The 18,268-nt window shown below is 62.4% G+C and carries 15 protein-coding genes; 12 read left to right on the top strand and 3 right to left on the bottom strand.

From position 1 onward, the window contains the following. Positions 1-49: 49 nt before the first annotated feature. From asd to ACN9MU_RS24395, 12 genes are all read left to right on the top strand, one after another. The gene (gene asd / locus ACN9MU_RS24450) at positions 50-1,177 is read left to right on the top strand and encodes an aspartate-semialdehyde dehydrogenase (RefSeq protein ID WP_426163411.1); all 1,128 of its coding nucleotides are present in this window, start codon (positions 50-52) and stop codon (positions 1,175-1,177) included. A gap of 249 nt (positions 1,178-1,426) precedes the next feature. After that, entirely contained in the window at positions 1,427-4,354 is a 2,928-nt protein-coding gene (locus tag ACN9MU_RS24445) for a FimV/HubP family polar landmark protein (protein ID WP_426343577.1), read from the top strand. A gap of 58 nt (positions 4,355-4,412) precedes the next feature. Next, positions 4,413-5,216: a tRNA pseudouridine(38-40) synthase TruA gene (gene truA, locus ACN9MU_RS24440; RefSeq protein ID WP_426163405.1), complete on the top strand. Its 804-nt coding sequence runs from the start codon at positions 4,413-4,415 to the stop codon at positions 5,214-5,216. A gap of 12 nt (positions 5,217-5,228) precedes the next feature. Further along, entirely contained in the window at positions 5,229-5,921 is a 693-nt protein-coding gene (locus ACN9MU_RS24435) for a phosphoribosylanthranilate isomerase (protein ID WP_426318824.1), read from the top strand. Beyond that, positions 5,905-7,146: a tryptophan synthase subunit beta gene (gene trpB / locus ACN9MU_RS24430; protein ID WP_426163401.1), complete on the top strand. Its 1,242-nt coding sequence runs from the start codon at positions 5,905-5,907 to the stop codon at positions 7,144-7,146. Before ACN9MU_RS24435 ends, trpB begins: the two co-directional genes overlap by 17 nt. A gap of 114 nt (positions 7,147-7,260) precedes the next feature. Beyond that, on the top strand, positions 7,261-8,064 hold the full coding sequence (trpA, locus tag ACN9MU_RS24425) for a tryptophan synthase subunit alpha (RefSeq protein WP_426163398.1): 804 nt from the start codon (positions 7,261-7,263) through the stop codon (positions 8,062-8,064). A gap of 89 nt (positions 8,065-8,153) precedes the next feature. Beyond that, on the top strand, positions 8,154-9,026 hold the full coding sequence (gene accD, locus ACN9MU_RS24420) for an acetyl-CoA carboxylase, carboxyltransferase subunit beta (protein WP_090439030.1): 873 nt from the start codon (positions 8,154-8,156) through the stop codon (positions 9,024-9,026). A gap of 78 nt (positions 9,027-9,104) precedes the next feature. Continuing rightward, positions 9,105-10,394: a bifunctional tetrahydrofolate synthase/dihydrofolate synthase gene (folC, locus tag ACN9MU_RS24415; RefSeq protein WP_426318823.1), complete on the top strand. Its 1,290-nt coding sequence runs from the start codon at positions 9,105-9,107 to the stop codon at positions 10,392-10,394. An 11-nt stretch (positions 10,395-10,405) separates the two neighbouring features. Continuing rightward, complete coding sequence (locus ACN9MU_RS24410) at positions 10,406-11,350, top strand: SPOR domain-containing protein (protein WP_426163393.1); 945 nt, start codon at positions 10,406-10,408, stop codon at positions 11,348-11,350. A gap of 24 nt (positions 11,351-11,374) precedes the next feature. After that, complete coding sequence (locus ACN9MU_RS24405) at positions 11,375-11,863, top strand: CvpA family protein (protein ID WP_426336230.1); 489 nt, start codon at positions 11,375-11,377, stop codon at positions 11,861-11,863. A 39-nt stretch (positions 11,864-11,902) separates the two neighbouring features. Continuing rightward, positions 11,903-13,429, top strand: a complete 1,527-nt coding sequence (gene purF, locus ACN9MU_RS24400) for an amidophosphoribosyltransferase (protein ID WP_426163389.1) — start codon at positions 11,903-11,905, stop codon at positions 13,427-13,429. Next, a complete protein-coding gene (locus ACN9MU_RS24395; protein ID WP_426343576.1) occupies positions 13,429-14,658 on the top strand; it encodes a cystathionine gamma-synthase family protein in 1,230 nt (409 codons plus the stop codon). The genes purF and ACN9MU_RS24395 overlap by 1 nt, the downstream gene beginning before the upstream one ends. A gap of 104 nt (positions 14,659-14,762) precedes the next feature. Here ACN9MU_RS24395 and ACN9MU_RS24390 read toward each other — a convergent pair whose 3' ends face one another. The 3 genes from ACN9MU_RS24390 to lexA all read right to left on the bottom strand — a co-directional run bounded on the left by ACN9MU_RS24390 (position 14,763) and on the right by lexA (position 18,254). Then, positions 14,763-16,226 (bottom strand): hypothetical protein, encoded by a 1,464-nt coding sequence (locus ACN9MU_RS24390; protein WP_426343575.1) that lies wholly within the window; start codon positions 16,224-16,226, stop codon positions 14,763-14,765. A 105-nt stretch (positions 16,227-16,331) separates the two neighbouring features. Then, a complete protein-coding gene (locus tag ACN9MU_RS24385; protein WP_426163383.1) occupies positions 16,332-17,360 on the bottom strand; it encodes an alpha/beta fold hydrolase in 1,029 nt (342 codons plus the stop codon). Between the two features lie 204 nt (positions 17,361-17,564). Beyond that, positions 17,565-18,254 (bottom strand): transcriptional repressor LexA, encoded by a 690-nt coding sequence (gene lexA, locus ACN9MU_RS24380; protein ID WP_426163381.1) that lies wholly within the window; start codon positions 18,252-18,254, stop codon positions 17,565-17,567. Between the last annotated feature and the right edge of the window lie 14 nt (positions 18,255-18,268).

Genomic DNA, 18,268 nt, shown 5'->3' with positions numbered 1-18,268 from the left:
CCGGGTTCCGGTTTAGAATTGAAACGAATTAACCCCAAAGGAAAGCAAAATGAAACTCGTAGGTCTGGTTGGTTGGCGCGGCATGGTCGGTTCGGTCCTGATGCAGCGCATGCAGGAAGAGGGCGACTTTGCCCATATCGAGCCGGTATTCTTCTCCACTTCGAACACCGGCGGCGCTGCGCCGAAGATGGCGAAGAACGAGACTACCCTGAAGGACGCCACCAACATCGACGAACTGAAACGCTGCGAGATCATCATCTCCTGCCAGGGCGGCGACTACACCACCGAGGTATTCCCGAAGCTGCGCGCAGCGGGCTGGAACGGCTACTGGATCGACGCCGCGTCGACCCTGCGCATGGACAAGGACGCTGTGATCGTGCTCGATCCGGTCAACCTGAACGTGATCAAGGACGCGATGGCCAAGGGCGTGAAGAACTTCATCGGCGGCAACTGCACCGTGTCCTGCATGCTGATGGGCCTGGGCGGCCTGTTCAAGCAGGACCTGGTGGAGTGGATGACCTCCATGACCTACCAGGCGGCATCGGGTGGCGGCGCCCAGCATATGCGCGAGCTGCTGACCCAGTACGGCACCATCAACGCCTCCGTCAAGCACCTGCTGGACAACCCGGCTTCCGCCATCCTGGAAATCGACAAGCAGGTGCTGGCCACCCAGCACGGCCTGTCGCCGGAAGAAACCAAGCAGTTCGGCGTGCCGCTGGGCGGCAACCTGATCCCATGGATCGACAAGGACCTGGGCAACGGCCAGTCGAAGGAAGAGTGGAAGGGCGGCGCCGAGACCAACAAGATCCTGGGTCGCGGCGAAGGCTTCTCCGCCTCCGCGATCCCGGTCGACGGCCTGTGCGTGCGCATCGGCGCCATGCGCTGCCACAGCCAGGCGCTGACCATCAAGCTGCGCAAGGATGTGCCGCTGGACGAGATCAACGACATCATCGCCAAGGACAACCAGTGGGTGAAGTTCGTGCCGAACACCCGCGAGGCGTCGGTCAAGGAACTGACCCCGGCCGCCGTCACCGGCAGCCTGACGATCCCGGTCGGCCGCGTGCGCAAGATGTCGATGGGCGGCGACTACCTGTCGGCCTTCACGGTGGGCGACCAGCTGCTGTGGGGCGCGGCCGAGCCGCTGCGCCGCATGCTGCGCATCGTATTGGATAAATAAACTGTTATTAATCAGCTAATAACTACTGAATAATAAACAAGTTAAACAGTATTTTCTAAAAGCCGGATTTCAAAGGAAATTCCGGCTTTTTCTTTGGGCGAAGGAATATTTTCGGCATGAACGAAACAGAATAGTTCCTTTAAAGGAAGAATAGTGGGACAATGCTTGCATGCTCCAAAGCATGATGTTATGTTGAGACCTCTGGAAAAGTAACTTTGTTTCCACGTTAACCATTTTTCGTCGCTCACTATGCCTGTTCAAAAACCTTCCAAGGTCGCTTCGTTCGCGTTGAAAACACTGACCGCTGCCATGCTCAGCGGTGCAGTGCTCGCACCTATTTCCGTCAACGCAGCAGGCCTTGGCAAGCTCACTGTGCTCTCCTCGCTGGGGCAGCCGCTGCGCGCCGAAATCGAATTGACTGCCGTTACCCCTGAAGAAGCATCCGAACTGGTGGCCAAGCTGGCCTCGGTGGATGCCTTCCGTGCCGCCAATATCGACTTCAATTCGGCATTGCTCAGCCTGCGCTTCGAGGTCGAAGCCCGTGGCTCGCGCCAATTTATCCGCATTACTTCGTCCCAGCCGATCAACGAGCCTTTCGTTGACATGCTGCTGGAATTGACCTGGACTAACGGTCGCCTGGTACGCGAGTACACCTTCCTGCTGGACCCGGCCGACCTGCGCACGACCAATTCGGCGCAAGTGGCGGCGCAGCGTTCGCGTCCTGCCGCCAAGCCGGCAGCAGCCCCTGCGGCCGCGCCTGCTGCTGCAGCACAGGCCCAAGCAGCTGCGCCAAGCGCCGCGCCGTCGGCAGCGGCCGCCCCGTCGCGTGCACCGGAGCCGGCCGCTGCGCCGCGCGCCGCTGCCGCCCAGGACGGTGCCGCTGACAGCTATCAAGTCAAGAAGGGCGATACGCTGGGCAAGATCGCCGGCCGCCTGAAACCGGCCGACGTGTCGCTGGACATGATGCTGGTTGCGCTGTACCGCGCCAATCCGGATGCGTTCAACGGCTCCAACATGAACCGCCTGAAGTCCGGCACCATCCTGTCCGTGCCGGATGCCGGCACCGTCAAGGGCACCAGCCAGGGCGAAGCCCACGGCGTGGTGGTGGCGCATGCTGCCGACTTCAACGCCTACCGCTCCAAGCTGGCAGGCCAGGTGGCTGCGGCGACTCCGTCCAAGGAAGCGGAATCCCAGCAAAGCCAGACCGGCAAGATCACCGCCCAGGTCAAGGAACGCCCGACTGCCGTCACCGAGTCGAAAGACCAGCTGAAACTGTCCAAGGCAGGCGAAACTTCCAGCAAGCCAGGCAAGACCGGCGCGGTGGAAGACAAGATCGCCAAGGACCGCCAGATGGCGGACGCCAGCGCCCGCGTGAAGGAGCTGGAAAAGAACGTCAACAATCTCGAGAAGCTGATGGAGGTGAAGAGCAAGGCAGCCGCCAGCGCGCAAGCGAAGGCCAGCGCGCCGGCACCCGCTCCAGCCCCTGCGCCGGCGGCCGCGGCACCGGCTGCCAGCCCGGCTGTCAAGCTGTCCGAACCGACGCCTGCGCCTGCTGCATCCGCTCCAGCCCCGGCTCCAGTTCCAGCAGCTACGGCACCGGCTCCGGAAGCCTCGGCGCCGGCGGAAGCCGCACCAGAGAAGCCAGCCAAGCCGAAGCGTTCCGTAGCTGCGCCTCCTCCTGCGAAGGTCGAGCCGGGCCTGGTCGACATGATCATGGAGAACATTAAGGTGATCGGCGCCGGCGTTGCTGCGCTGCTGGGCATCGCAGCGCTGATGGTGGTCCGCCGCCGCAAAGCTGCCGAAGAACTGGCGCTGCCGAATACGGAAGCAGCCAGCGTGCTGGGCGATCCTGGCACCACCGCGCACTCGCTGTTCGCCGAAACCGGCGGCCAGAGCGTGGACACCAGCAACAGCGTGTTCAACTCCAACTTCGCACCTTCGGCCAGCCAGCTCGATACCAATGAAGTCGATCCGGTGGCGGAAGCCGATGTGTACATCGCTTACGGCCGCGATGCCCAGGCAGAGGAAATCCTGAAGGAGGCGCTGCGCGTCCATCCGGAACGCCACCCAGTGCGCCTGAAGCTGCTGGAAATCTATGCCGGCCGCAAGGATGCACGTTCCTTCGAAACCCAGGCCAGCGAGCTGTACTCGATGACCAAGGGCGTGGGCGATGAGTGGGCGCAAGCTGCTGCGCTGGGTGTCAGCATCGATCCTGACAATCCACTGTACGTCAGTGCAGCGCAAGCCAAGGCCGCTGCCGGCATGGGCGGCGCCGCCGCTGCCGCCGGTGCAGCCCCTTTCGTAGCCAGCGAGTCGAATGAGCTCAACGACTTCGCTGCGATGTTTGCTGAGCCCGCTGCACCAGCCAAAACTGCTGCCGATGGCCTGGACCTGGACCTGAGCCAGGACGCCGCACCGGCTGCTGCCAGCGTGATGGACTTTGACCTGGACCGCGACGCAGGTGCGCTGCCGTCCCTGGCTGAAGAATCCAAACCAAGCCCGAAAGCTGCCGACAGCAACACCCTGGACTTCGACCTCGGTGGCCTGAGCTTCGACGAGCCTGCACCTGCGGCGCCAGTCGTGGCTGAAGCTGCGCCGGCGCCTGTCCCGGCTGCGGAAGAAGTACAGGACCTGTCTTTCGACCTGGGCCTGGATACCCCGGCTGCCAAGGTGGAAACGGTGGAAGCAGCCCCAGTGCCTGATGCGATGGCCGATATCGGCATGGACTTCAACCTGGACCTGCCAAGCGAGTCCAAGCCGGCGGCACCGGCAGCCGATCCGCTGGCAGACCTGAGCAGCATGGACTTTTCGCTGCCTGCGGCAAGCGCGCCAGCAGCAGCGCCGGTGGAAGAAGCACCGCTGTCGGTGGCCGACTTTGCGCTGGACCTGCCAATGGAAGCCGCACCTGCCGCGGCACCGGCGCCGGCAGCAGCGGACTTCGACCTGTCCGGCATCGACCTTGATCTCGGCGGCGCGGCCCAAGTGGCCGAGGCACCGAAGAACGAGGAAGAAATGTCCGCCCTCCACATGGAAATGGACACCAAGCTGGACCTGGCTGTGGCTTACCAGGAAATCGGCGACAAGGAAGGCGCCCGCGAGCTGCTGGATGAAGTGATCCGCGGCGGCAGCGACGACCAGGTCTCCCGTGCTTCGGCAATGCGCGCCCAGCTCGGCTAATCCCTGATTCGCCGTATAATGCCCGGTCACAGATCAATCTGACCGGGCATTTTTTATTTTGAAACGCATTGCATTAGGGGTTCAGTACAACGGCGCCGACTGGCTTGGCTACCAGATCCAGCCGCACGGCCAGACCGTGCAGAACAAGCTGGAGGAAGCCATCGAGCGTTTCGCCTGCGTCAGGCTGGGCACAACCTGCGCCGGCCGCACCGACGCCGGCGTGCACGCCTTGAACCAGGTGGTGCATTTCGACACCGAACTCGATCGCGCCGAACACGCCTGGGTGCGCGGCATCAATGCCTTCCTGCCCGAATCGATCGGCGTGCGCTGGGCGCGCTACCTGCCGGAAGCGCCGACGCCGGAGCAGGAATTCCATTCGCGCTTCAGCGCCCGGTCCCGTACTTATCATTACCTGCTGTACAACCACCAGGTGCGTTCGCCGCTGCTGGCAGGCCGCGCCGGCTTCACCCACTGGAAGCTGGACGTGGAGCGCATGCGCGAAGCCGTCAAGCCGCTGATCGGCACCCACGACTTCACGGCCTTCCGCGCCTCCATGTGCCAGGCCAAAACGCCGGTCAAGGAAATGCAGATGATCGAGATCGAGCGCCACGGCGACATGATCCTGTTCACGCTGCGCGCCAACGCCTTCCTGCACCATATGGTGCGCAACCTGGTCGGCTCGCTGGTCTACGTTGGCCAGGGACGGGAAAATACCGACTGGATGGGAGAACTGCTGGAAGGGAAGGACCGCACCAAGGCGGCGCCGACCTTCATGCCGGACGGCCTGTACCTGTCCCGGATCGAATACGACGCAAAATGGGGCTTGCCGTACGAGGAGCCCAGCATCCTGCCTGCTTTCTGAGGAAATTCATCCATGCCACGCACGCGCATCAAGATCTGCGGCCTGACCCGCGAAGAAGACGTCCAGGCAGCCGTCGCTGCAGGCGCCGATGCGGTGGGTTTTGTGTTTTACGAGAAGAGCCCGCGCTACGTGGCGCCGGCCCGCGCGGCCGAGTTGATTACGCTGCTGCCGCCCTTCGTGACGCCGGTCGGCCTGTTCGTCAATCACACGGCGCAGCAGGTGGCCGACACGGTGGCAGTCGCGCCAGTGTCACTTTTGCAATTCCATGGCGACGAAACCGCGGAGCAATGCGCGCAAGCGGCGCGTGCGGCGGGCAGGGCATTTGTGCGTGTCTTCCGCGTCAAACCCGACACAAGCGGCGCTGAGCTGCTAGAATATGAGCGACTTTGCCGCGCATCCAGTGGCTTGTTCTCGGGCCTCCTGCTCGACACCTTCGTGGATGCATATGGCGGCGCAGGAAAGGTTTTCGATTGGTCCCTAATCCCAAAAGATCTCGCGCATCGGGCCGTTTTGAGTGGTGGCTTGAGCGTGCAAAATGTGACTGGCGCAGTGGCCAGCGTTCGCCCTTACGCGGTTGACGTCTCAAGTGGCGTCGAGCGCGCCAAGGGTATCAAAGATGCTCGCCTGATCGCGGACTTCATCCGCGGCGTGCGGGCAGCAGATGCCACTATTGAGAAAGATCCGCACCATGAAAACCCCGGTTGATGCGCCTCCTGCGCACCTGTTCCACGCCTCGTCTTACCACCTGCCTGATGCCACCGGCCATTTCGGCCCTTACGGCGGCTCCTTCGTTGCCGAAACCCTGAGCTACGCGCTGGCCGAGCTGCGCGAAGCCTATGACCGCTACAGCAAGGACGAACTGTTCCTTGAAGAGTTCCGCTATGAGCTGAAGCACTTCGTCGGCCGTCCATCGCCTGTGTATCACGCCAAGCGCTGGTCCGAGCAACTGGGCGGCGCGCAAATCTTCTTCAAGCGCGAAGACCTGAACCACACCGGCGCGCACAAGATCAACAACGTGATCGGCCAGGCCTTGTTGGCCAAGCGCATGGGCAAGCCGCGCATCATCGCCGAAACCGGCGCCGGCCAGCACGGCGTTGCCACTGCCACCATCTGCGCGCGCTTCGGCCTGGAATGCGTGGTGTACATGGGCAGCGAGGACGTGAAACGCCAGGCGCAGAACGTGTATCGCATGAAGCTCCTGGGCGCGACCGTGGTGCCGGTGGAATCCGGCTCCAAGACCCTGAAAGATGCGCTAAACGAGGCGATGCGCGACTGGGTCACCAATATTGAAAACACTTTCTACATCATCGGCACGGTGGCGGGTCCGCATCCGTATCCGATGATGGTGCGCGATTTCCAGTCCGTGATCGGCGAGGAATGCCTGCAGCAGATGCCCGAGATGACCGGGCGCCAGCCGGACTATGTGGTGGCCTGCATCGGCGGCGGTTCGAATGCGATGGGTATTTTCTATCCTTATATCGACCAGGCTGCGACGGCGCTGGTGGGCGTGGAGGCGGCAGGCGAGGGGCTGGACACCGGCAAGCACGCTGCTTCGCTGACGGCCGGCTATCCGGGCGTTTTGCACGGCAACCGCACTTACCTGCTGCAGGACGAGGGCGGGCAGATTATCGAGACGCACTCGGTGTCGGCGGGCCTGGATTATCCGGGCGTGGGCCCTGAGCACTCCTACCTGAAGGATTCGGGACGTGCGCAGTATGTGTCGATCACCGATGATGAGGCGCTGCAGGCTTTCCATGATTGCTGCCATATCGAGGGGATCATTCCTGCGCTGGAGTCTTCGCATGCGCTGGCCTATGCGGCCAAGCTGGCGGCGACACTGACGAAGGACAAGATCATCCTGGCCAACCTGTCGGGCCGGGGGGACAAGGATATGCACACCGTCGCCCAGCGCGCCGGCCTGCAGTTCTAAAACCGGTAAACCGGTGCCTGACCCGCAGGGTCAGGCACCTGGCCAGCGACCGCCGCGTACCAGTGTCTGACCCCGTGGGTCAGACACTGCCTTACCGGTTTGAAAGGAAAAAACATGACTCGTATCGCACAAACCTTCGCCGCCCTGAAAGCGCAAAACAAGAAAGCCCTGGTCACCTTCATCACCGCAGGCGACCCGCAGCCCGGCAAAACCGTGGAACTGATGCACGCCCTGGTCGAGGGCGGCGCCGACATTCTCGAACTCGGCATCCCATTCTCCGACCCGATGGCCGAAGGTCCCGTGATCCAGCGCGCCTGCGAGCGTGCGCTGGCCAACGGCGTCGGCATCCGCGACTGCTTCGACTTCGTGCGCGAATTCCGCAAAACCAACACGACCACCCCAGTCGTCCTGATGGGCTACGCCAACCCGATCGAGCGCCTCGGCGCCGACGCCTACATCGACGCCAGCCGCGCCGCCGGTGCCGATGGCGCGATCGTGGTCGACTACCCCCCGGAAGAGTGCGAGGAATTCGCCGCCAAGATGCGCGCGGCCGGGCAGGACCTGATCTTCCTGCTGGCCCCGACGTCGACCGAGCAGCGCGTGCAGCAAGTGGCGCGCGTCGGCAGCGGTTTCACGTACTATGTGTCGCTGAAGGGCGTCACCGGCGCCGGCCATATCGATACCGAAGACGTGGCGCGCCGGCTGGACATGATCCGCAAGCACGTCCAGCTGCCGTTGGGCGTCGGTTTCGGCATCCGCGACGGCGCCACGGCCAAGGCTGTGGCTTCGGTGGCCGATGCGGTGGTGATCGGCAGCCGCATCATCCAGGAAATCGAAGCGGCCGGCCCGGAAAATGCTGCAAAATCAGTACGATCGTTCGTTTCCGGCATTCGCCAGGCACTCGACGAAAACCGTTGATTTGAGAGCAATGTTCTGCCTGTTTTGTTCGACAGGACAGGCAGAACCGGCTACACTTCCGGCCTAAGTTAGTGCAAGAGGAGAAATTTATGAGCTGGTTGGAAAAATTGCTGCCACCGCGCATCCAGCGCTCGGAAGCTGCCGCTCGCAAGACAATGCCTGAAGGCCTGTGGGTGAAATGCCCATCCTGCGAGGCAGTGCTGTACCGTACCGACCTCGAGTCGAACCTGCACGTCTGCCCCAAGTGCGACCACCACATGCGTATCCGCGCCCGCGAGCGCCTGGATGCACTGCTGGACGCCGGCGGCCGTTATGAAATCGGCCAGGAGACCCTGCCGGTCGATACGCTGAAGTTCAAGGACAGCAAGAAATACCCTGATCGCCTGAAGCAGGCGATGGAAGCCACCGGTGAAACCGACGCCCTGATCGCGATGGGCGGCTCGATCATGAGCCTGCCGGTTGTGGTGGCTTGCTTCGAATTCGAATTCATGGGCGGCTCCATGGGTTCCGTGGTGGGCGAACGCTTTGCCCGCGCGGCCCAGGTGGCGCTGGAGCAGAAGGTGCCGTTCATCTGCGTGACCGCCACCGGCGGCGCACGTATGCAGGAAGGCCTGCTGTCGCTGATGCAGATGGCAAAAACCACTGCCATGCTGACCAAGCTGGCCGAGAAGAAGCTGCCGTTCATCTCCGTGCTGACCGACCCGACCATGGGCGGCGTGTCGGCATCGTTCGCCTTCATGGGCGACGTGGTGATGGCCGAGCCGAAGGCGCTGATCGGCTTTGCCGGCCCGCGCGTGATCGAGAATACCGTGCGTGAAAAGCTGCCGGAAGGCTTCCAGCGTTCCGAGTTCCTGCTGACCAAGGGCGCGATCGACATGATCGTGGACCGCCGCCAGATGCGCGAAGAAATCGCACGCCTGCTGGCGCTGATGCAGAACCAGGCCGCGGAAGTGCTGGCCTAAGCTTTACGTCGAGTTTTAAGTATCACCGGCGCGCGCAGCCTCCTGCGCTGCGCGCCCAAAAATCCCTCCCTGGCGACAATGTCCAATCTCCCGAATACCCTCCCTGAATGGCTTGCGCTGATCGAGTCGCGCCATGCCGAAACCGTCATCAATATGGGCCTGGACCGCGTGCGCGCCGTCAAGGAACGCATGGCGCTTGCCTTCAAGTGCCCGGTCATCATGGTGGCCGGCACCAACGGCAAGGGCTCGACCTGCGCCATGCTGGAATCGATCCTGCTGCAAGGCGGCTACCGTGTCGGCCTGTACATCAAGCCGCACTTCCTGCACTTCAATGAGCGTGCGCGCCTGAACGGCAACATGGCCAGCGACGAACAGCTGGTGGAGAGCTTCAATTTCGTGGAACGGGCGCGCGGCGATATTTCGCTGACCTATTTCGAGTTCACCACGCTGGCCATCATGCACCTGATGTCGCAGGCGACGCTGGACGTGGTCATCCTGGAAGTTGGCCTGGGCGGCCGCCTGGATGCGGTCAATGTGATCGATGCCGACGTGTCGATCGTGACCAGCGTCGATATCGACCACGTCGATTACCTGGGCGGTACGCGTGAACAGATCGGCTTTGAAAAGGCCGGCATCTTCCGCACCGGCAAGGCAGCGATCTGCAGCGACCCGGTGCCGCCGCAGTCCCTGATCGACCACGCCATGGAAATCGGCGCTGACCTCTGGCTGATGGGCCGCGATTTCAATTATGCGGGCGACAAGCAGCAGTGGAACTACGGCGGCCGGTCGCAGCGCCGCAATTCGCTGGCCTATCCCGGCCTGCGCGGCGCCAACCAGTTGCTGAACGCCTGCGCGGCGCTGGCGGCCCTGGAGGCGCTGAAGATGGAGCTGCCGGTTGGCGCGCAGGAGGTGCGTACCGGGCTAGTGATGGTAGAGCTGCCGGGCCGCTTCCAGGTGCTGCCAGGCCGTCCGACGGTGATCTACGACGTGGCGCACAACCCGCACGCGGCGGCGGCGCTGGCGCAGAACGTAGGCAATATGGGCTTCAGCCCATTTACCTTCGCGGTGTTCGGTTCCATGCACGACAAGGATATCGATGGCGTCATCAAGGCCATGGCGCCATGCGTGGACCATTGGTGCCTTACCAATTTGCCATCGCCGCGCGCAGCCACCGCTTCCGAGCTGGCTGCCAAGGTGCAGCTAATTGAGCCGAAAATGGACGAAAAAACCGTCAATATTTTCGATGATCCAGGCCAGGCATTCGCAAATGCGATGAGCAGGGCAGGCGAGAATGATAGAATTGTGGTCTTTGGATCATTTCTGACTGTCGCCGGCGTCATGGCGGCGAAAAAATCCTCACTCCACTGAGAACATTCCGCATGGGCTTGTTATCGAAATTTGGCAAAAACAAGCAAGATGCTGCTGGTGAAGACAGCGGCTACTACCGCGCGCAGGACGACAGGGCCCTGGACGAAAAGGCCCGTTCCAAGCGCGCATCCAGCGCTGGCGCCGACGCGGCGCCGCGCCGCAATTCCAGCAAAAATTCCCCCGATCCGGTCCTGCCGGAGAAGAAACGCGCCCGCCGTCGCCTGGTAGGCGCGATCGCGCTGGCGCTGGCCGTTGCCATCGGCCTGCCGATGCTGCTCGACTCGGAGCCGAAATCATCGGTGTCCGATATCGCCATCAGCATGCCGTCGAAGGACAAGCCGGGCGAACCGCTGAATGGCGGCCCTGCCGTGGCGCCTGCGCTCGAGCAGCCTGCCCCGGCGCCAGCTCCGGCGGCCAACAAGCCAGTCTCCGCGTCGCCATCGACGCGTACCGTGGCTCCTGTTGCCGCAGCGGGCGCGTCGCTGGATAAAGGCGAAGAGATTGTCCACGTGCCGACCAAGCCGGCCGTGACCGAAACTCCGAAGCCGCCAAAAGCGGCCGAACCGAAAGCGACCGAGCAGAAAGTCGCCAAGGCCGAGGTGAAGCATCCCGAACCGAAGCCTGAACCAAAGAAACCGGAACCTAAACAGGAAGCCAAGCCTGCCCACACTGACGATGCGCGCGCCATGGCTATCCTGGAAGGCAAGCCAGCCGAAGCAGCGCCTTCGACCAAATACGTGGTCAAGGTCGCCGCCTTCGCGACCAAAGACAAAGTGGACGAGCTGCAGCGCAAGCTTGGCGAAGCCGGCATCAAGTCCTATGCGCAGAAAGTCAACACCGCCAACGGCGAATTGACCAGCGTGCGAGTCGGTCCATTCCCGAACAAGGAAGAGGCCGAAAAGGTCAAAGCCAAGCTGGGCAAACTGGGCCTTAGCGGCAACGTGACCCCGGCCTGACTGATGATTTGAGGCTGCGCTGACGTGACGATTTTCGATTACCTGGTTATTTTCGTGCTGATCGCATCCATCGTCATCAGTACCATGCGCGGCCTGGTCAAGGAAGTATTGTCGCTGGCTGGCTGGATCGTTGCCTTCGTCATCGCCAACGCTTACGGTCCATGGCTCGCGCCCATGCTGCCGGAAGCCCTGCCGGGCGAGGTGGTGCGCCTGATCGTTGCCTTCATTGCGCTGTTTATCGGAGTGCTCATCCTCATGGCCTTGTTGACCATGGCAATCAATGCGCTGATCGAAGCCGGCGGCCTGTCGTTCGCCGACCGCGGCCTGGGAGCCCTGTTCGGGCTCGGCCGGGGCATTGTGATTGTGCTGGCCGGCGTCATATTGTGTGGGATGACCTCCATGCCCAAGCAGGAATTCTGGAAAGGCGCGCTGTTGAGTCCCGTGGCGGAATCCGGCGTGCGTACCGTGAAACCATTCCTGCCCGCCGCGATGGCGGAGCATGTCCATTTTTAGAATTCTTTAAATCCGCAGCACCAAGTTTAGGAGCACACCATGTGTGGCATCGTCGGCGTCGTATCCCACCAACCAGTCAACCAGATGCTGTATGACGCGCTGCTGCTGTTGCAGCACCGCGGCCAGGATGCGGCAGGCATCGCAACCAACCAAAGCAACACGTTCTCGATGCACAAGGCCAATGGCCTGGTGCGCGACGTGTTCCGTACCCGTAATATGCGTTCGCTGAACGGCAATTCCGGTATCGGCCACTGCCGCTACCCGACCGCCGGTTCCTCCAGCGAAGAAGAAGCGCAGCCGTTCTACGTCAACGCGCCGTTCGGCATCACGCTGGCGCACAACGGCAACCTGACCAACTGGGAACAGCTCAAGGACGAGATGTTCAAGAACGACCGCCGCCACATCAACACCGATTCCGATTCGGAAGTGCTGTTGAACGTGCTGGCGCACGAGATCCAGAAAGCCTCCACGGACGTCACCCTGACCCCGGCCAACATCTTCCAGGCGGTGACGGTGCTGATCAAGCGCGTGCGCGGCGGCTATGCCGCGGTGGCGCAGATCGCAGGCAGCGGCATGCTGGCCTTCCGCGACCCGAACGGCATCCGCCCGCTGTGCCTGGGGGCGAACGAAACCGCCGACGGCACCGAATACATGATCGCATCCGAATCCGTCGCGCTGGAAGGCATGGGCTTCCGCTTCGTGCGCGACGTGTTGCCGGGTGAAGCGATCTTCATCGACAACGACAACCAGCTGCATGCGCAGATCTGCGCCGCTGCGCCAAAACTGAATCCATGCGTGTTCGAATATGTCTACCTGGCGCGTCCCGACTCGGTGATTGACGGCGCCTCGGTCTACAACACCCGCCTGAAGATGGGCGAATACCTGGCCGACAAGATCAAGCGCGAAGGCCTGGCCGAAGGCGTGGACGTCGTGATGCCTATCCCTGACTCTTCGCGTCCTGCCGCGATCCAGCTGGCGATGCGCCTGGGTGTGGATTACCGCGAAGGCTTCATCAAGAACCGCTACATCGGCCGCACCTTCATCATGCCGGGCCAGGCAATGCGCAAGAAATCCGTGCGCCAGAAGCTGAACGCCATCGGCGACGAATTCAAGGACAAGGTCGTGCTGCTGGTGGACGATTCGATCGTGCGTGGCACCACCTCGCGCGAGATCGTGCAAATGGCGCGCGAAGCCGGCGCCAAGAAAGTGATCTTCGCCTCCGCCGCACCGCCAGTGCTGTACCCGAACGTGTACGGCATCGACATGCCGACCCGCGACGAACTGATCGCCCACGGCCGCACGCTGGACGAAATCTGCAAGGAAATCACCGCCGACGCGCTGGTCTATCAGGACCTGGAAGACCTGAAGAAATCGATCGCCGACGTGAACCCGGCGTTGACCGAGTTCGAGGCCTCCTGCTTCGACGGCAAGTACATCACCGGCGACGTGTCGGCCGAGTACCTGGACCGCATCGAACAGGCGCGCCACAACCCGACCAAGGCCAAGGTTGCCGAAGACGCGGCACGCACGCAACTGAACCTGAACACTGCTACGACGGAATCCTGATGAAGAACTACGGCTTCACGACGACCATCCTGCACAACGACCGCCAGAAAGGCATCGAACACGGCTCCCTGCATAAGCCGATCCATACCTCGGTGACGTTCGGCTATGCCGACGCGCGCCAGCTGGCGTCGGTATTCCAGGGCAAGGAGCCGGGATTCCGCTACGGCCGCCAGGGCAACCCGACGGTTGCCGCGCTGGAGGACAAGGTCAGCAAGATGGAGCAGGGCGTGGGCACGATCTGCTTCGCCACGGGCATGGGCGCCATCGGCGCCGTGTTCCAGGCGCTGCTGCGTGCCGGGGACCATGTCGTGTCGTCGTCGTTCCTGTTCGGGAATACCAACTCGCTGTGGCAGACCGTGGCGGGGCAGGGCGTGGGCGTGGACTTTGTCGACGCCACCGACGTGGCCAATGTGACAGCCGCGCTGAAACCCGAAACCCGCATGGTGTTCGTGGAGACCATCGCCAACCCGCGCACCCAGATCGCCGACCTCAAACGCATCGGTGAACTGTGTGCCGCGCGCGGTATCCTGTACATCGTCGACAACACGATGACGTCGCCCTACCTGTTCCGGCCGAAGGACGTGGGCGCGGGCCTGGTGGTGAATGCGCTGACCAAATCCATCGGCGGCCATGGCAACGCTCTGGGCGGCGCGCTGACCGACACCGGCGCTTACGACTGGACCAGGTTCCCGAATATCTTCGAGAACTACAAGAAAAATCCAGCGGTGCAGTGGGGCCTGGTGCAAATCCGCGCCAAGGCGCTGCGCGATTTCGGCGCATCGCTGGCGCCGGAAGCTGCACACCATATCGCCGTCGGCGCCGAAACGCTGGCACTGCGCATGGACCGCACGTCGGCCAACGCGCGCGCCTTGGCCGAAATGCTGGAAGCCGAAGAGCGCGTGGCAGCCGTGTACTACCCGGGCCTCAAATCGCACCCGCAGCATGGCATCGCAGCGGAGCTGTTCAAGGACTTCGGCTCGTTGCTGAGCTTCGAGCTGAAGGAGGGCATCGACTGCTTCGACTACCTCAACAAGCTGAAGCTCGCGATCCCGACTTCCAACCTCGGCGACACGCGTACGCTGGTGATCCCGGTCTCGCACACCATCTTCTACGAGATGGGCCCCGAACGCCGCGCTTCGATGGGTATCGCCGAGAGCCTGATTCGCGTCTCCGTCGGCATCGAAGATACCGCCGACCTGATCGCCGACTTCAAGAACGCATTGGATTAAGAAACGAAAGTCGGGGTCAAAGTCGGGGTCAGGTCTGGCAATCCGCCACGTTTTTCGCATGGCGAAAAACGTGGCGGATTGCCAGACCTGACCCCGACTTTTATTTAGTACGGGACGCCGAAGATGGCGCTAAAGCGGGCCTTTTGTTCGGCGGTCGCGGCCGGGTCGCGCAGCAGGTAGGTTTCCAGCATGCCGAACTGCTCAAGGCGCAGGCCGATCTCCTTGAATAGCGGGCTCAGATCCGGCGCCTTGCTGGTGGCGACGATGTTGTTCAGCAGCGGGTCGAGGTCGACGCCGCTGATCGCCTTGCCGATGCGGACAATATCGGCCTGGTCGTATTGCTTGCCCTTGTGCCCGAACTCCTTGTACATCTCGTTCAGCAGCGTGTCGAGGCTGACCTTGCCCTTGCTGGCCTTGCGCAGTTCGACGTCCATCGCCAGGCCGGCGATCGTGCCGCCGCCGTAGACCAGCAGCCAGTTGCGGTGCTTGTCCTTCACCGCTTCGCGTACGGTGACGGTCAAGCCTTGCACGTTGCGCGCGACGTTCTGGCCGCGTGCGAGATTTTCCAGCTGCTGGATCAGCATGCTGCGGTCCATCAGCTTGTTGCGCGCCATGGTGATCACGGTGACGTAGTCGTTCACCCCTTCCTTGAACCACTCTTCGCTTTCGTTCTTCGGCACCAGCGAGTGGCCATCCCAGAAATGGGCCAGTTCGTGCGCCATTACCTTGCCCCAGATCGGACGGGCGACTTCGCTGCCGTCGTCTTTCAGGTATTGGCTGAAGGAGCCGGCAAACGCACCGCCGTCGCCGCTATCGCCCTGGTTGATCACGATCAGGAAGCGGTCGGCGACCGGTCCGCGGCCATACAGCTTCTGGTAGCTGTTCATCTGCTTGTCGATCATGGAGATGAAGGCGTCGCGACGCTTCCAGTACTGCTTGCCCATCACCAGCGTCATTTCAACACCGCCCGCCTTGAAGGTTTCCGCGTGAGCCGTGCCGAAGAAGAAGGCGTTGTTCACCAGTTCACGCCGCGACTCGACCAAAAAGGTGCCCGGCTTGCCGGTGCTGCGCCAAGGCGTATTGGCTTTCCATCCTATCGGCAGGTCGAATGTGACTTCGGTTTGCCCGAGCATTTTCTCGCCGGGGACGATGAACAATGGATAGCCGACCGACATCAAGCCTTCGTCGGTGTGATAGGACACTTCTTCGTTCCCGCCCGGCCATTGGTATTTGTCGTGCTCCAGCCGGATGTCGTAAGACAGGCGCAGGCGGCGGTCGCCGTCCACGTCGTATTCGCCTTCGCCCTTGTCTTTCAGGACGACGGCATTGCCGGCCATGTCGTGCACTTGCAGTTTTTCGATCAGGTCGGCTTGGCCGTTTTTGAGCTGCGGTATCGGCATGCAGTTGAACAGCGCGAGGTCGCGGCCCTCGACCCAGACGTCGGCTTCGACGTGGGCGCGTTTGGCATCCTTGTCGATGCTGAGGCGGTAGTGGTTGGCCTGGTTGTCGAAGGCGAACGCGGATTGCGCCGCCAGCATCGCAGCTGCGATGCAGAAAGGCTTGAACATCAAATCTCCCCGGTTGTGGTGTGCTTTTTGTGACTGTAAGTGAGCGCAGCCACCCGGGGAGCGTGGCTGCGACGAAATGCAGGATTGGCTAGACAGGCTGCAGGTTTAGCGTAGCGCTTTTTCCACAACGGCCTTCATGGCAGGCATGGCGCAGCGCAGCGCTGCGTGGCCACAGTCGGTGTCAAGCACGGTGGCTTCTTCCTTGCGCAGCTTGGAGAAGGCGATTGCCGGCCCAGGGTTGACCAAGTGGTCTTGGGCTGCATTGATCGGGACCAGTCGCGCCTTGATGCGCGGCGCCGCGTCTTCCAGCTTGCCGCCCTGGGCGATATCGTGGCCCAGTACAGCGCGGATCTGCCAGAGGGAATTGTTGGCGTCAGTGCCGTCAGGATCGGAGGCCTGGCTCTCGCGGAAGAATTTTTCAAAGTCCTTCGGCGCGGTGCGTGCGCTGCGATGCGCCGGGCTGTCGAAGTTCATTGCGAACAGCAGGTTATACATTGGCAGCGCCGGGTTCTGGGCATAGCGGCCGCCTGCGTAGGCTGGCTCGTCAAGTACCGACTTTTCAACGATGCGCAGGAACAGCATGTCGGACGATGTCAGTCGCGGTGTGCCCGCGATGGGAATGGCTACGTCCATGAAGCCCGGGTAGCTGGCGGCCCATTGGAAGGCCTGCATGCCGCCCATCGAGTAGCCCATGACGGCGTGAAGGTGCTTGATGCCCAGTTTTTCGGTCAGGAGCTTGTGCTGGCTGGCGACCATGTCGCGTACCGAGAACTGCGGAAAGGAGGGGCCGGGTTGGGTCTTGCTGTTTGAAGGGGAGCAGGATACGCCATTGCCCAGTGCATCGACCACGATCACGTACCATGGCGCCGGATCGAACAGGGCGCCGCTTTGCAGCATCCCTGCCGCATCGCGGCTGGTGCCGGTGTGCCAGGTCGTGAACAGGATGACGTTTGATTTGTCAGCGTTGAGGGTGCCGAAAGTACGGTAGCCGATCGAGCAATCGTTGATGGTGGCTTTGTTTTCAAGCTGCAGGTCGCCCATGTTGGCGAACTGCTGTTGCGGGGCGGCGGCGTATGCGGTGGAAATGGACAGCGCCAAGGCGCACAGGATCGAGCTGATACGGCGGACGTGCATGTGATCTCCTCTCCTTTTTTCGATGCAAGAAGGATAACTCGAGCGGCCCTTGTCTTGGAACCCGAGTGCGACAGAATGCAGAAATGGGGGCGCAGGCTGGCTTAAAACGGCGCGCGGGCCAGCGGAGGGGCAGGGATTGCGCCAGCCGGGCCAGCGCGGGAGAAAGGCCCAGGGCGCACGTCGCACCCCGAGCGCAGGACGGTCTTAGTGCCAGGTTCGCATCAGGCCAACGGCCAGGCCTTCCAGGGCGAAGTCGTCTTCTTCGGTCACTGTGATCACCTTGAAGTCCGGATTTTCCGGCAGCAGTTCGATCTTGCTGCCGGTTTTGCGGTAGGTCTTGACGGTGACATCGTTGCCGATGCGAGCCACCACGACCTGGCCATTGCGGGCGCTGTCGGTCTTTTTCACGGCCAGCAGGTCGCCGTCCATGATGCCGATGTCGCGCATCGATTCACCGCGCACCTTCAGCAGGAAGTCCGGCTTGGCCGAGAACAGCTTGGGGTCGACGCTGTAGGTGGTCTCCAGGTTTTCCTGGGCCAGGATGGGCGAGCCGGCGGCGACGCGGCCGATCAGCGGCAGGGAAACCAGCATGCCGGCCGGGACGGCTGGCATGTCGTCGAATTCGACATTGGCACGAGCGGCCGGGCGCGGCGCTGCTGCACCGGTCGCCGGGCCGCCGAAGTTGCCGGTCAGGCGAATGCCGCGCGAGGTGCCGGCGGTAATTTCGATGGCGCCCTTGCGTTGCAGGGCTTTCAAGTGTTCTTCTGCAGCATTGGCGGACTTGAAGCCAAGCTCCGCCGCGATTTCGGCGCGGGTAGGCGGGAAGCCGGTGCTGTCGATCGCATCCTTGATCAGGTTGAGGATCTGTTCTTGTCGTGCTGTGAGCTTGATCATGGCGCTATGGTGAA

The organism is Pseudoduganella sp. R-32 (assembly GCF_049913245.1).
In the GTDB taxonomy this organism is placed as follows: domain Bacteria; phylum Pseudomonadota; class Gammaproteobacteria; order Burkholderiales; family Burkholderiaceae_D; genus Rugamonas.
This window is presented reverse-complemented; position numbering and strand designations above follow the sequence as displayed.